Source organism: Clostridium sp. YIM B02506 (assembly GCF_022324845.1).
In the GTDB taxonomy this organism is placed as follows: domain Bacteria; phylum Bacillota; class Clostridia; order Clostridiales; family Clostridiaceae; genus Clostridium_T; species Clostridium_T intestinale.
Genome location: NZ_JAKGTG010000012.1, coordinates 93,747 through 108,835, shown reverse-complemented (window position 1 = coordinate 108,835; position 15,089 = coordinate 93,747). Strand labels below are relative to the sequence as shown.

Sequence of the window (15,089 nt, the reverse complement as noted above, 5' to 3'; positions counted from 1 at the left end):
GGTCAAGCGGTCAAGACACCACCCTTTCACGGTGGTAACAGGGGTTCGATTCCCCTAGGGGTCACCATTTTTTATTTGGGCGCATAGCTCAGCTGGGAGAGCACCTGCCTTACAAGCAGGGGGTCACAGGTTCGATCCCTGTTGTGCCCACCAAATAAATATGGCTCAGTAGCTCAGTTGGTTAGAGTGCCGGCCTGTCACGCCGGAGGTCGAGGGTTCGAGCCCCTTCTGAGTCGCCACAAAAAAGCTTTAGATTTTTCTAAAGCTTTTTTTATTTATAATTAGATATGGTGATACGGCAATACAGTAATAATTATCTAATTAGATAATTATTTGATAAAATCAAATAAAGATTTATAAATACAAGAAAGCTAGAATTATAATAGATTATAGCTTCTTGTATCTATCGTAATTCTAGCTTCTATTTTTCTTTAAATTAATTTGTACTCTAATATCATCTCCATAAAATTTATGAAGTTTAAAATTTCCTATAAGCCTAGAACCTATTCTTTCAGTATAGGTTTTTGTTATATCAGTTAAGGTAAGATTTGTTGATATTATCATCTTTTTCTTCCTTAATAGTTTGACATTTAATAAGTTAAATAACTCGGCTATAGAGAATTCTGTTATTTGTTCAGTTCCTAAATCATCTATAATAAGCAAATCACAGTTAATAAGCAATTCTTCTAAGATTTTATTATTATCAAATCTAACTTCCCTAAGATTTTTGATAAGCTCATCAGCTGTTCTATAAACAACTAAAACTCCACTATCTAAAAGTTCTCTTGCTATACAGTTGGTTAAGTACGTTTTGCCTGTACCTGGATCTCCATAAAACAATAGATTTTCATTATGATGTTTAAAAGAGGGCATATACCTGCTTATTATATCTTGAAATATACTTTCCATATTTTTTCTAGGCGAAAATTTTTCATCGCCAACTCTATGGGAGGAAAATAAAGATAAATCGAAGTTATCAAAATTATTATTTCTAACAGTATCAGATAACTCGGAGTTTTTATAATATACTTCAATAAGTTTACGTTTATAGCATTCGCATTGTTCAATTCCTATATAACCGGTATCTTTACATTTACTACATGTATAACGTATATTTAAGTAATTTTGAGGATAACCGTTTTGAACAAGCATTTCATATTTTTTAGCTCTTAAATCCATTATTTTATTCTTTAAGTTTGTAATTACTGGAGCTATATCATCATGATTTTTTAAAATATTCATAGAAAGACTCAAAGATAGTTTTCCTATTTCTTGGTCTATAGCTATAATTTCTGGATGAAGCTCTTGAATTTCTTTTTTTCTAGTTTTAAGGGCATTAGATTCTCTTTCTCTTATTAACTCATAGAGAGATAAAACTTCTGACCTGTATCCTTTAATCATCATTATCCCATCCTAATAATTTTTTTTCTAAGGAATCATAATCATAATTTCTTCCTTGAAAATTATCAAACCTAAGCTTAGGTTTTTCATTTTTTTGAGTATACTTGGTTTTATTTGAGTTAGTAGCCTTATAGTTAGCCTCACTCTGTTCTATGTCTTTAAGGGTTTTAAGATTACTTCCATACCATTTAGATAATATCCCATCAATATATTTAAAATCAGAGCGTCCTAATCTATCAAAACAAATTTGTACAGCTTTATATATAACTTCTAGAGAATAATTGTATTTAGTAATCCACTTATCTAAAAGCTCCTCTTGAGGTTTCATGATATCTGTATTTTTAATTCCCAAATAAGAAAGAATACTTCTTATTTTTACCCATTTGTCCTCGGATTTAGTTATATAGCTTTGAGCTGCTTCTATAGTTTTAATATTGTTATCATTCCAAGCAAGAGCAACTTTTTCAATATACCTGGAATCTTTTTTTCCTTTAGATACACAGTATTCAATTAGAAGCAAAATAAGTTCTGATGAAAAACCAAAATCTTTTTGCCAACCTAAATAAGAAGACATTTCTTTAGGAGACAGAGGTCTTCCTATAAGTTTTTCTATATCCTTAAGCATATCTTTAGTTCCACTAGAATTTAAAGCTTCTAATAGACTGAGCTTAGGATTTGTTTCTTCTATTTCCTCTGATAAAGTAGAAAACTCAATACTGTAGTTACCCATTTTGTCTATAGGAACTATTTTTAGTAATCCTTCATCTTGCCAATAATAAAAAGCATTCATAATATCTGACTCTAAAAGATTAAGTTTAGAGGCTATTATAGAAGAACTTACTCCAAGCTCTCCAGATAAAATATATTTAAGCATTAATATATAAACTTTAACAAATTCTCCTCGCGCTTTTGGCATATGTTTTTCAATAAAAATATTACTAATAGGAGTAAAGGTAACAGGTGAATTTTTTAGCATAAAAGTACTCATATATTTATTTACACCTTCCCCATAAATTTAATAACACTCATAAGTGTAAAATCATTATAACAAAGCAGAAAACATCTAACAACTTAATTCAGTATAAAAAAATGTATAGTATTTTTAATTTCGGGAATAGTAGTATTTGTATTTCAAAATTAAAGTAAATGAGGAAATTGCATGGAAGATAGTCTGAAAAATTGTAATAAGGAAAATATTATACTGAAAAGGGTTGTGATATATATATGTTTTATTGTAATTATGCTCACAACATCTATAGGAATAATCACATATAGAGCATATAGTAAAAATAATTTAAATTATTCTGCATATATAAATAACAGACTTATAGGATATGTAGATAATAAAAAAGATTTTAAAGAGTCTATTAAAAGTATAGCTAATGGGCTTGTAGATCAATACCCAACCATTAATATAAAAAAATATAAGTTAAGTTTCAAAAAAGTTAAAAAAAGTGATACTACAATAACTAATGATATAGAAGTTAAAAAAAATGCACTTAAGAGTCTAGAAGGTACAGTTAATACCAATAGATTAATTATAAATGGTATTGAATTTGGATATATATCATCGGAAGAAGAAAAAAAGAGTGCACTAAATTCATTAGTGGGAAAATACTTAAAAGATATAAATGTTGATAAAGACAATGTTTTATCTGTAAATATAAATGGAAGCATAGAACTTAAAAAAGAGACGATTAATATATCTTCTTTAGATCCATTAGAAATTATTGTTGAAAGACTATATGAAACAAATAAAGGAGATAAACCTATTTTAAATATAGATATAACACTAAATGAAACTGTTAAAGAAGCTATAATGCCAAAAACAACAATATTATCTACAAACGAAATATATTTAGGACAAAGTAAAAATCAAGAAGGCCTACCAGGAGAGAAAGAAGTATTAAAGGAGGTAACATATTCAAATGGTAAGAAGCTAAATGAGAAAAACATATCTGAAAAAGTTATAGTGGAGCCTAAAGATAACATAGTTTATAAAGGTGTAAAAGATCCTATTGCTGGTGGAGTAGCATTCTTAGAGAATCCATCCAGAGGGAGTATTACATCAAACTATGGAGCTAGATGGGGAAAGGTACATAAAGGAATAGATATTGCAGGAAACATAGGGGAACCTATAAAAGCTGCTTTGGATGGAAAAGTAATAGAAGCATATTATAGTAGTTCTTATGGTAATGTTATTACCATAGAGCATGGAAATGGAATACAAACTTTATATGCTCATTGTAGTAAATTATTAGCTAAAGAAGGTCAAGAGGTAAAAAGAGGGGATATCATAGCGAAGATTGGTAACACTGGAAGAAGCACAGGTCCACATTTGCACTTTGAATTAAAGGTAAATGGTAGTGCTATAAATCCTATAAAGTACATAGATTAAAAAAATCCACCGACATCATCGGTGGATTTTTTAATTCATTATCTTAGATAAGTTAATGTACCCTTCACCTCCAAGAGGTTTATCATAAGGGAGTTCTTCGCAAGATAGTTTTAGGAGTGATAATAAGTCACTAAAAGAGAGGTTTGGATTGTTTTCAAATATAAGCGCACAAACTCCGGTAATATAAGCACAAGAGCAAGAAGTTCCGCTAAATGTTAAGTATGACTTTTCAAGTTTAGGTGGATAGATCTTTATTCCAGATTTTTCTGGTATATAAGAGACTTCAGTATTTAAAGATAAAATATCTTTAGCAGCCGCCGATAAATCAGGCTTAAGTGTTTTTCCTATAAAACCACAGGAAGAATAGGTATAAGGTTTTAAATCTTTTGTGGTATCTATCCCACCGACCGTTATACAATTATCTAGTCTACTAAAACCAATTATACTTTGAGTAATATTGGGTAGGCTTCCAGAAGGAACTATAGGAACTATATTATTGTTAATACATCTTGAGAAAAATTTCGAAAATAAGTCTAAAATTAAGGGGTTGTTCCCTAAGTATTCAAATGGTAGAGATAATAGTTTTATGTTAGTTTCAGATTTCTTATTAATAACATCATCTATAGCCAATAGTATATCAGAAATATAACCTTTCCCTTTTGCATCAAATGATTTATAAACATAAAGTGATGAATTTTCTGCTATGCCTTTAAAAATGTTTTTAGACATATATCCGCTACCACTTATTATTCCAGCTACCATAGTTCCATGCCCATTGTCATCATAAGCATAATTATAGTTATTTATAAAATCCTTAAACCCCGAAATCTTATTCCAAGGAAGCGTTAGGTCTGTATGAGGATAAACCCCTGTATCTATAACACCAATAGATACACCCCTTCCAGTTAATCTATATTTATCTGGAAAGTTTACTCTATTGGCAGTAGAAACGGACATACCACCACATATATGACAAAACTCATCAAAATGTATAGATGATACTTCAGGAAATTCAAGAAGTCTATCGAGACCTCTTTTATTAACTTCAGCAAAGATAAGTTTTTCAGAAGAAATTGAGCCTATATGAATACATTTATAACTATTAAGTTTCTTTTCGATATCTTTTAAAAAGTTTTTGCACTTTATTATGACTCTGAAGCTTTTATATAAAGGTGAAGTATAAACTTGTTTAAGTTGAGGATCTAATTTGTTCTTTAAAGAAAACATTAATAACTCCTTTAAATTAATACACTATATAGTATATTTATATTCCACCAAATTAGATACTATAAATAAAAAGCAGCCTAAGCTGCTTTAAAATTTTGAGACTTCTCCAATATGAAGTACATTAATAGTATTATCATTTAGTGATTTTAAAGAGGTAATAGTCTCATCAAAATTTTCTAAAGATAAAATAAAAGTTTTATAGTGTATAGGAATCATTAATGGACAATCCATCATTTTAAACATTTTATAACTCTCTTCAGGATTACAATGCATTTTAGAAAATCTCTCTGGTTTATAGCACCCCACAGGTAATAGTGCAACATCAGAAGAAATTCCTTTAAAAGCCTCTGTATAGGCGGTATCTCCTGCAAAAAAAACTTTTTTAGTTTTACCACTAATTAAAAATGAATGGCTTTCATTATCTATTCCAAGATAATATCTTCTTCCATCATGATTAGCTTCAAAAGATTTTATAGTTAAATAAGAATCTTTATATGTTTCATTATGGCGAATTACATGAACATTTTTATAACCCAAAAGACTTATTAATCTTTTATAACCTTTTGGAACTATTATTACAGCATCTTTATTAAGTTTTTTTAAAGATGAGAAATTCAAATGATCCATATGACCATGTGATAAAAGAATGTAATCAAATTTTAAATTAGTAATATCCATAGGAATTTCTGCCTGTCGTTTAAAGTATCCCAAATTTTTAGTGATAACTGGATCAGTTAAAATGAGCTTTCCTTCAATATTTATAATTGTAGTTGCATGACCATACCAATATATAGAATTTTCTTCGATTTCTTGACTGTTGGTAAGATACGGTTTAGTTCTGTATGTTTTTATATTATTTAAAGTGAGTGCGGTAAGAAATTTAATATTTTTTAAAGTATCCATCTATAACCCCTTAATTAAAATTTCCATTTAAAAATAACTATACCTATAATCATTAGAATAATGCCTATTATCTCATTAACTCCAAATGTTATCTTGTCAGTATCAAATAAACCAAATGCATCTATAAGAGCGGCGGCTGTTAATTGAGCAACTAATATAATGGCAATTGAGCAGGTAGTACCTAAACTTTTAATTCCCATCATAACCGTGAAGATAATTACTACACCTAAAATTCCACCTAAAAGATATATTTTTTTAGCTGTGGTTATATCTTTAAAACTTCCTTTACCAAAAAAATATGTGATTATTAAAGTAACAATAAAAGCACTTCCTTGAACAAAGGTATTAGTTTCCCAAAGACCTATTTTTTCGGAAAGTTTTGTATTAAATACTCCTTGAAAAGACATAGCTACTCCAGCAAGTATAGAAATTAAAACACCTATCATAATATCACCTCTAGAGTAGTATTTCTCAAAATAAAAATTAATATAATTAAAGCTAAGAGAAATTAAAAAGTATCTTTTCTCTTAGCCGTTAACTTTAATTCTATTTAGAAGAAATAAATGAGTGCATTTTTGAGTGATATTTATCATCAATAATACTTTCAGAATAACCTAAGCTGATTCCTAGACTCATAAAATCTTCAAACAATGTTTGATAGTGATCCTTTGAGGGAGAAATAATTATGTCATTTAAATCTATAAATAGATTTAAAAACTGGTCACTTAAGCAATCATCATTAGGGTTTAAATCAACTTCTTTTAAGTCAGAATAATTTTTATCCAATCCTATAGTTAATATGTGACTTAAGCAATCAATATACTTTGTCATAATAGCGTCCTTAGAAGGGGAATTATCCTCTTCCTCCCAGTATCTAAAACACTTAGTTTCATTTGCTAGATCACTTAATTTAACATGAAGAGATAACAGTTTTCTAGCAGTTAACTTATAATCATTAAGAGTTTTATCCATAACTAATAGTTTATTTGCTTCATCTTGTACTTTAAAAAAGTTTTGTAAATTCATTCTATAAATCCCCCTATTCCATTTAGGAACTATGTCTTTTATATTGTACAAAAAGTTTTTGATATTGAAAAGACTGGGTAAACGAATTCAAAGATTTTTCTATAAAAAATTTATGAATATTCTCATAATTAAAATTTAAAAGGTTTTTAATTCATAAGATTTAATAACCATTTCCTTTTTATTATTTATAGGTTTCCATAGTTCAACCTTTGATATTTTAGCTAAATTATAAAATCCTTCAGTTTTAGCAGTACTGCAAGCAATTTCATATTCATTCTTTTTCCACTCTCTTTGGGCAAAGTTAGTATTAGCTAAGGAGACATGTAAATCCCAGTTATCTATGTTATCTCTAACACGGAAGCCATGTAGTTTAAGAGTATCGTTGACATTTCTAGTTATCTTTTTTATATAACCTTTACTTTCAACCTTAAGATTCACAGATTTATATGGTTCATTAAAACAAAGAATATCTTTAAGCTCAACTTTAAATCTTTTATAAGGCTTAAAAATCTTCGATAGAACAATATCTAATTTTTCTATGTCTGGATCTTCTATTACTTCTAAGGTTATGTGTAATTTAGGTAAATTTCTATATAATTTATATTTTTTTGATAAATTTTTTTGTATAGGCTCTATTTGTTTATAAGAGTCATCATCAAATAATGCAACTAAGTAATATCTCATATTTAACCTCACCAATTGGAATAAATTTAACTATTATTTTAGATTATACCATATTTGAATAATCAAAACACTAGTATAAATTATTTTGTAATGCCAATACTAATTTTGTGTGAAAGGAGGTAGATTGTAATGGATCAAAAGAATAAGAGTATAGGTTGTAATGTTTCTGAATGTAAATTTCATGCTAGAAGTGAGGAGTTTTGTACTTTAGACAAAATAATGGTGGTAAAGCATGATCATAAAGCTGAAACAGTTGAATGTACAGATTGTGGAAGTTTTGAAAAAGGAATGTACTAATAAAATGAAGTCGAACTATTAAGTTCGACTTCATTTTATTATAAGATTAAAACCATATGAATCAAATATTTATGCTAGAAGTACAAAAGCAATAAATTACTAATAAAAACAGTTAAAAAAATATTTAAATATTTATGCTTTATGTTATAATGGGAACTATGGATAGAATGAATAAAATGATTTAATGTTATAATATGGATAAATATTTTTTGTTTGGGAACTTTAATATATATAAATAAATTGGTAAGGGTGAAAACGGATGGAAAAATTAGTTATCGATGGAGGCAAAATCTTAAGAGGCGAAGTTGATATTAATGGCGCTAAAAATGCAGCAGTAGCAATTTTGCCAGCGGCAGTACTAGCTAGTAATGGAAAATGTTTGATTGAAAATATTCCTGATATTGAAGACGTACATTGTTTAGAAAGAATATTAACTGACTTAGGTTGTAAAATAAATAAAATTGATAGAAATACATTAGAAGTTGATGCAACAACTATACAAAGAGTTGATGCTTGTACTGAAGATGTTAGAAGAATGAGAGCTTCTTATTATTTTATAGGGGCTTTATTGTCGAGATTTAAAGAAGCAAGAGTAGAGCTTCCAGGGGGTTGCCCTATAGGTGTAAGACCTATAGATCAGCATATTAAAGGTTTTGAAGCACTTGGAGCAAAGGTAAGCATAGAGCATGGAGCTGTAAGAGTTCAAGCGGAAGAATTAAAAGGTGCAAATATATTTTTTGATGTTGTAAGTGTTGGAGCAACTATAAATGTTATGATAGCAGCTACTTTAGCAGAGGGAACTACAAGTCTTGAGAATGTTGCTAAAGAACCACATGTTGTTGATGTGGCAAACTTCTTAAATTCAATGGGTGCAGATATTAAAGGTGCGGGAACTGATATTATAAGAATTAAAGGGGTTGAATCTTTAAAGGGTTGTAATTACAGTGTAATTCCAGATCAAATAGAAGCATCAACATTCATGATTGCAGCAGCAGCAACAAAAGGAAATATTTTAATTAAAAATGTAATACCAAAACATTTAGAATCTATTTCTGCAAAACTTATAGAAATGGGAGTAAAGATTGAAGAGGGAGATGACACTGTTAGAGTATATGTAGATGAACCTTTAAAAGGAGTTAATATAAAAACTGCTCCTTACCCAGGATTCCCTACAGATATACAACAACCTATGTCAACTTTATTAAGTTCTGTTTCAGGAAGAAGTATAATAACTGAAACTATATGGGAAAGCAGACATAAGCATATAGATGAATTGAAGAAAATGGGTGCAGATATTAAAGTAGAAGGAAGAACTGCTATTATAGATGGAGTTAAGAGATTAACGGGAGCTATAGTAAAAGCTACTGATTTAAGAGCTGGAGCAGCAATGGTTATAGCGGGATTAATAGCTGAGGGAGTCACTGAAATTCATAGTATCGAGCATATAGATAGAGGATATCCTCATATAGAAAATAAATTTAAAGACTTAGGAGCAAGTATTTGTAGAAAAGAAGTCGAATAACATTGGGGGAAATATATTATGATTTTTTGCCCATTATATAGTGGTAGTAGTGGAAATTCGGTTTTTATAGGAACCAAAAACACAAAAATTTTAGTAGATGCAGGTCTTCCGGGAAAGAGGATAGACGAAGCAATTGTTTCGATTGGGCAAAATCCAAGAGATTTAAATGGAATATTTATAACACATGAGCATTCAGATCATATTAAGGGTGTAGGCATAATTTCTAGGAAATATGACATACCTATATATGCAAATGATGCTACTTGGTGTGCAATGGAATCATCCCTAGGAAAAATAAAAGAACATAATATAAAAGTTATGGATAAAAGAACAGTGGTGGAAGTAAATGATATGCAAATAAAGTCATTTTGTATACCTCATGACGCTGCAGGCCCTGTAGGATATACCATACAAGCAGAAGGAAAACAGTCAAGTGTAGCAACTGATTTTGGAGTATTTACAGATGAAATTCTTGAGAATATAAAATCTTCTGAAGTAGTGTTACTTGAAAGTAATCATGATGTTGAAATGCTTAAATTTGGACCTTATCCATATCCTTTAAAAAGAAGAGTTCTAAGTGAAATAGGACATTTATCTAACGATGACTGTGGTAAAGCTATAGTAACTCTGATAAACCACGGAATACTTAGAAACCTATATTTAGGACATTTAAGCAATACGAATAATCATCCAGATTTAGCATATCAAACAGTACTTAATATATTAAATGAGAATAATATTTATATAGGTAAAGATGTTGCTATTTCTTTAGCTGAAAGGCACAAACCTAGTAATTATATAGAATTCTAGTAAGGAGAAGATACTCATGGAAAATAAAGTGTTGGCATGTAAAGAACACATAGACGAGGCTTTAGATGAATTCTTAGTAGTTAATGAGACCTTTCCAATAATGAACGAAGCAAAAGAAGGAAAATGTAATTATTGCAATGATAAAGCAGAGTATTCTTTAGAGAAATAGAGAAATTGTCTATATTAAAGGTACTTGGTATAAATTAATACATATAAGAAAGAGGAGAAGATAATATGAGTCTATATAAACAATGGACAGACATGGTTGTAGAATATGTTAAAAGTAAAGGGGAAGAAGCTTTCTGGGCTGAATATAGCGATATAGAAACTAGAATATATAAAAAACTTTTATCAAACCACAAGGAAATAAAAAAATCAACTATTGAAGAGTTAGCAAAAGAATTTAATGCTACTAATGAGTTCGTTATGGGATTTTTAGATGGAATAAATGACAGTTTAAATAATCCATACGATTTAGAAACAGTAACTGCTGAACAAGAGTTAGTTTTTGATATGGATCTAGAAAAACTATATTTTAATATGTTAGATGCAAAAGCTGAATACCTTTATACTCTTTCTCAATGGGAAGGTATATTCTCAGAAGAAAAGAGAAAAGAAATATCTAAGTCATATAAAGAATCTAAGACAGTAAGAAATGAAAATAAAATAGGAAGAAATGATCCATGTCCATGTGGTAGTGGAAAGAAATATAAAAAATGTTGTGGAGTTAATGCGTAATTAATTTGACAAAGCAATATAAAAGTGTAATAATACTAATAAATTAAAAAACTTATCAAGAGAGGTGGAGGGACTGGCCCTATGAAGCCCAGCAACCAACATAAATTTCATTCAATTTATGTAGTGGTGCTAATTCCTGCAGTTTTTAAACTGGTAGATGAGGGTAGATTTCTGTAATTAGCATATTTGTATGCCAGAGTTTATCTCTGGCATTTTTTATTTTATAAGGGGGTTATATTATGTGTAAAGATAAATGTTTATCCTTTGAGACAATAGCGGTTCATGGAAAAAAAGGAGTAGATCCATTAACAGGATCTTTGAGTTTTCCTATATATCAAACAGCTACATTTAAGCATAATGGTTTAAATGAGAGTACGGGGTATGATTATTCAAGGCTTCAAAATCCAACTAGAGAAGAAGTTGAGGGAACAGTAGCAAAGTTAGAAGGTGGAAAGTGGGGTATAGCTTTTTCTACTGGAGTAGCTGGGATAACAGCAATTATAAATCTTTTTAAAAGTGGAGATCACATTTTAGTTTCAGACGATTTATATGGAGGAACATTCAGGTTATTTGAGGAAATATATAAACCTTATGGAATTGAACATGATTTTATAGATACTACATGTATTGAGGAGGTTTTAAGTAACCTTAAGGAAAATACTAAAGCAATATTTTTAGAAACACCTTCAAATCCTATGATGAAGGTAACTGATATAAGAAAAATAGTTGAGATAGCTAAAGAAAGAGATTTAAAAGTAATTGTTGATAATACATTCTTAACGCCATATTATCAAAAACCTTTAGATCTAGGAGCAGATATAGTAGTTCATAGTGGAACAAAATTCCTTGGTGGGCACAATGATGCTTTAGCTGGATTTGTAGTAACAAATAGTGATGAGATAAATGATAAGATAAGATTTTATCAGAAATCTACAGGCGCGGTACTAGCACCATTTGATTCATGGCTTTTATTGAGAGGAATGAAAACACTACATCTAAGAATGGATAAAAGTCAGGAAAATGCTATAAAGATAGCTAACTATTTAAAGAATCATCATAAGGTAAAAGAGGTATTTTATGTAGGTTTACAGGATCATAAGGGGTACGAAATATCTAAAAGTCAAGCAACTGGTTTCGGCGCTATGATTTCTTTTAATGTTTATGAAGAGGAACAAGTAGCAAAGATATTAAAAAATGTTGAAGTTATAACATTTGCAGAGAGCTTAGGTGGAGTAGAAACTTTAATTACATATCCTCAGACTCAAACTCATGCTGAAATTCCAGAGGAAATAAAAAATAAATTAGGTATAACTAAAACTCTTTTAAGGCTGTCTGTTGGAATAGAAAATGTTGAGGACTTAATTAAAGATTTAGAGAAAGCATTGGGGTGATAAATATGAAATTTGGAACAAAATTAATTCATAATGGGAATGAAATAGATGAAGAAACAGGGGCTTTAAGTATACCTATATATCAAGCATCTACCTATCATCAAAGAGATATAGATAGTTTTGGAAAATACGATTATTCAAGAAGTGGAAATCCTACAAGAGAGGCTTTAGAAAATACTATTGCTCAATTAGAGAATGGGTATAGAGGATTTGCTTTTTCATCAGGAATGGCTGCTACATCATCGGTGCTTTCAATATTTTCAGCTGGAGATCATATAATTATTTGCGAAGATGTTTATGGCGGAACTTATAGAATCACTACTAAAGTTCTTAGTAGATTTAATATTGAATTTACTTTTGTGGATGCATCTAGTTTAGATAATATAAAAGCAGCTGTAAGAGAAAATACTAAAGCTATATTTTTAGAAACACCATCAAATCCATTATTAAAAATAACAGATTTAAAAGGTGCTATAGAAATAGCTAAGAGTAACGAATTAATTGTTATAGTTGACAATACTTTTATGTCACCATATCTTCAAAAACCTTTAGACTTAGGAGCTGATATAGTAGTTCATAGTGCAACTAAATTTATAGGAGGACATAGTGATGTAGTAGGAGGTTTAGCTGTAGCTAAGACAGAAGATTTGGCAAATAGAATATATGCAATACAGAATTCCTTTGGAGCAATTTTAGGACCTCAGGATTGTTGGCTTTTGCTTAGAGGATTAAAAACCTTAAAGGTAAGATTAGATGTTCATCAACAAACAGCAGAAAAATTATCTAGGTGGCTTGTAAAAAGAGAAGAAGTTGAAGCTGTATATTATCCATCACTAGAAGGACATCCAGGTAGAGATATTCATTTAGCTCAAGCATCAGGGGGGGGAGCTGTTTTATCTTTTAGACTAAAATCTTTAGATTTAACAAAATATTTTTTAAATAATATAGAAAATGCTGCTTTTGCAGTTTCATTAGGTGGGGTTGAAACCATAGTGTCTTATCCAGCAAAGATGTCTCATGCTGCTATACCTAGGGAAGAGAGAGAAAAGTTAGGTGTAACAGACACACTAATAAGAGTTTCTGTAGGGCTAGAGGAATTTGAGGACTTGATAGAAAGTTTTGATAAAGCATTAAATATTTAATTTTTTTCTAAAGTATTAATTTTAGTATTTGAATAAATAATAGAGATATATTATAATAATAAAGAATAGTTGCAATCGCAACTATTCTTTATTAAACAGTGAAAGGATAAATTATAATGGAGAATAAAGTTGATAGTAAGAGATGGGTAATACTGCTTACCACGGTTATGCTAACATTTATGGCCACACTAGATAGTAGTATAGTAAATGTTGCATTACCTGTCATATCAAATAAGTTATCTGTAAGTATGGCTTCAATAGAATGGGTAGTAACTATTTATTTAATTGTCATAGTAGCAACTATACTTATATTCGGAAGACTTGCAGATCTTAAAGGTAAAGGAAATATTTTTAAGTTAGGAATAATTATTTTTACAATTGGATCATTAGCTTGTGGAATATCTAATTCTTTAGTTATGTTAGTAATATCTAGAGCACTTCAAGCTATAGGCGCTGCAGCATCTATGTCTACAAGCCATGGAATTATAACACACGTATTTCCTCCCAATGAAAGAGGCAGAGCCCTTGGTATAAATGGTACATTTGTAGCATTAGGTTCTATGGTGGGTCCCCCTCTTGGTGGATTAATTGTAGATGCGTTAAGCTGGCAATATATTTTTTTAATAAATGTTCCAATAGGAATAGTAGCATTTATTCTTGCGAGTAAAACATTATCAAAACATAGTGAAGTGGTTAATGAGAAACTTGATTTGAAAGGTGGAAGCTTATTTTCTCTTACGATTATATTATTATTTGGAGCATTAACTCACGGTCAAGAAGTTGGATATAATAATACTATAATTATTATGTGTTTTGCACTTTCAGCAATACTATTTGTAGTTTTTATAGAGACAGAGAAAAGAGTTAAAATTCCACTATTAAATCTTGAGATATTTAAAAATACATTATTTTCACTTAGTATATTCTGTGCATTTATATCATTTGTAGCAATAAGTTGCTCAAATATAATACTGCCGTTCTATTTACAATATGTAATGAAATTAACACCTTCAGTTACTGGATTACTTATGATGGTATCACCTATAATATTGGCAGTTGTAGCACCTTTAAGTGGATATATATCAGACAAGATAGGTTCAGAAATTCTTACCTTCTTAGGTCTTTTGGGAACTAGTTTAGGATTATTTTTAATGTCTACATTAAATCAATATTCTCATTTAGGTGTATTAATTTCATTTATAGCAATAATGACTATAGGAAATGGAATGTTCCAGTCGCCTAACAACTCTTTAGTAATGTCAACTGTTCCTAAAAATAAGTTAGGTATAGCAGGAAGTATCAATGCTTTAGTTAGGAATCTAGGACTTGTATTTGGAATATCATTTTCTACTACCCTTTTATACAATAGAATGAGTAATAAAATAGGTTACCATGTTACTGGATATATATCAGGAAGAGATGATGTATTTGTATATGGAATGAGATGGGTATATATATCAGCAGCTATAATTTGCTCAGTAGGCGCTGTACTTACTGCATATAGATTGTATGGCTCAAAATTAAAAGAAAAAGCAGAGGTTTTATAAAGG

16 protein-coding genes, 2 tRNA genes and 1 riboswitch are annotated in these 15,089 nt (G+C 29.8%); of the genes, 11 read left to right on the top strand and 7 right to left on the bottom strand.

The genetic code is table 11. From position 1 onward, the window contains the following. The first annotated feature begins 77 nt into the window (after window positions 1-77). Window positions 78-153: transfer RNA gene (locus L1S49_RS11230), tRNA-Val, on the top strand. A gap of 9 nt (window positions 154-162) precedes the next feature. Continuing rightward, window positions 163-239: transfer RNA gene (locus L1S49_RS11225), tRNA-Asp, on the top strand. Window positions 240-414: 175 nt separating this feature from the next. Here L1S49_RS11225 and L1S49_RS11220 read toward each other — a convergent pair. Beyond that, entirely contained in the window at window positions 415-1,401 is a 987-nt protein-coding gene (locus L1S49_RS11220; protein WP_238904448.1) for an ATP-binding protein, read from the bottom strand. After that, window positions 1,394-2,389 carry a DnaD domain protein gene (locus tag L1S49_RS11215; RefSeq protein ID WP_073021223.1) on the bottom strand — a complete coding sequence of 332 codons (996 nt, stop codon included), beginning with the start codon at window positions 2,387-2,389 and terminating at the stop codon, window positions 1,394-1,396. The genes L1S49_RS11220 and L1S49_RS11215 overlap by 8 nt, the downstream gene beginning before the upstream one ends. Window positions 2,390-2,641: 252 nt before the next feature. On the opposite strand from L1S49_RS11215, the gene L1S49_RS11210 reads away from it, so the two are divergent. Then, a complete protein-coding gene (locus L1S49_RS11210) occupies window positions 2,642-3,799 on the top strand; it encodes a peptidoglycan DD-metalloendopeptidase family protein (protein ID WP_238904442.1) in 1,158 nt (385 codons plus the stop codon). A gap of 30 nt (window positions 3,800-3,829) precedes the next feature. Here L1S49_RS11210 and L1S49_RS11205 read toward each other — a convergent pair whose 3' ends face one another. The 5 genes from L1S49_RS11205 to L1S49_RS11185 all read right to left on the bottom strand — a co-directional run bounded on the left by L1S49_RS11205 (window position 3,830) and on the right by L1S49_RS11185 (window position 7,639). Beyond that, on the bottom strand, window positions 3,830-5,026 hold the full coding sequence (locus tag L1S49_RS11205; protein ID WP_238904440.1) for a S8 family serine peptidase: 1,197 nt from the start codon (window positions 5,024-5,026) through the stop codon (window positions 3,830-3,832). 87 nt (window positions 5,027-5,113) lie between these two features. Then, a complete protein-coding gene (locus L1S49_RS11200; protein WP_238904438.1) occupies window positions 5,114-5,929 on the bottom strand; it encodes an MBL fold metallo-hydrolase in 816 nt (271 codons plus the stop codon). 14 nt (window positions 5,930-5,943) lie between these two features. After that, complete coding sequence (locus tag L1S49_RS11195; RefSeq protein WP_021804043.1) at window positions 5,944-6,375, bottom strand: DMT family transporter; 432 nt, start codon at window positions 6,373-6,375, stop codon at window positions 5,944-5,946. A gap of 100 nt (window positions 6,376-6,475) precedes the next feature. Then, window positions 6,476-6,955: a dUTP diphosphatase gene (locus L1S49_RS11190; protein ID WP_021804044.1), complete on the bottom strand. Its 480-nt coding sequence runs from the start codon at window positions 6,953-6,955 to the stop codon at window positions 6,476-6,478. A 135-nt stretch (window positions 6,956-7,090) separates the two neighbouring features. Next, window positions 7,091-7,639 carry a 2'-5' RNA ligase family protein gene (locus L1S49_RS11185; RefSeq protein WP_021804045.1) on the bottom strand — a complete coding sequence of 183 codons (549 nt, stop codon included), beginning with the start codon at window positions 7,637-7,639 and terminating at the stop codon, window positions 7,091-7,093. A gap of 129 nt (window positions 7,640-7,768) precedes the next feature. On the opposite strand from L1S49_RS11185, the gene L1S49_RS11180 reads away from it, so the two are divergent. The 8 genes from L1S49_RS11180 (at window position 7,769) to L1S49_RS11145 (ending at window position 15,086) form a co-directional block, all read left to right on the top strand. Continuing rightward, entirely contained in the window at window positions 7,769-7,936 is a 168-nt protein-coding gene (locus L1S49_RS11180) for a DUF1540 domain-containing protein (RefSeq protein ID WP_021804046.1), read from the top strand. Between the two features lie 259 nt (window positions 7,937-8,195). Then, window positions 8,196-9,458 (top strand): UDP-N-acetylglucosamine 1-carboxyvinyltransferase, encoded by a 1,263-nt coding sequence (locus L1S49_RS11175; protein WP_021804047.1) that lies wholly within the window; start codon window positions 8,196-8,198, stop codon window positions 9,456-9,458. Between the two features lie 18 nt (window positions 9,459-9,476). Then, window positions 9,477-10,268, top strand: a complete 792-nt coding sequence (locus L1S49_RS11170) for an MBL fold metallo-hydrolase (RefSeq protein ID WP_073021213.1) — start codon at window positions 9,477-9,479, stop codon at window positions 10,266-10,268. Between the two features lie 16 nt (window positions 10,269-10,284). Further along, a complete protein-coding gene (locus tag L1S49_RS11165) occupies window positions 10,285-10,437 on the top strand; it encodes a CxxH/CxxC protein (protein WP_021804048.1) in 153 nt (50 codons plus the stop codon). Between the two features lie 65 nt (window positions 10,438-10,502). After that, the gene (locus tag L1S49_RS11160; RefSeq protein ID WP_073021211.1) at window positions 10,503-11,006 is read left to right on the top strand and encodes an SEC-C metal-binding domain-containing protein; all 504 of its coding nucleotides are present in this window, start codon (window positions 10,503-10,505) and stop codon (window positions 11,004-11,006) included. A gap of 49 nt (window positions 11,007-11,055) precedes the next feature. Then, a riboswitch (SAM riboswitch) is annotated at window positions 11,056-11,170 on the top strand. Window positions 11,171-11,245: 75 nt separating this feature from the next. After that, window positions 11,246-12,397, top strand: coding sequence for a PLP-dependent aspartate aminotransferase family protein (locus tag L1S49_RS11155; protein WP_073021208.1), 1,152 nt, complete (start codon window positions 11,246-11,248; stop codon window positions 12,395-12,397). A gap of 5 nt (window positions 12,398-12,402) precedes the next feature. Then, complete coding sequence (locus tag L1S49_RS11150; protein ID WP_238904436.1) at window positions 12,403-13,539, top strand: aminotransferase class I/II-fold pyridoxal phosphate-dependent enzyme; 1,137 nt, start codon at window positions 12,403-12,405, stop codon at window positions 13,537-13,539. 116 nt (window positions 13,540-13,655) lie between these two features. Next, entirely contained in the window at window positions 13,656-15,086 is a 1,431-nt protein-coding gene (locus tag L1S49_RS11145; protein ID WP_238904434.1) for an MFS transporter, read from the top strand. Window positions 15,087-15,089: the final 3 nt, after the last annotated feature.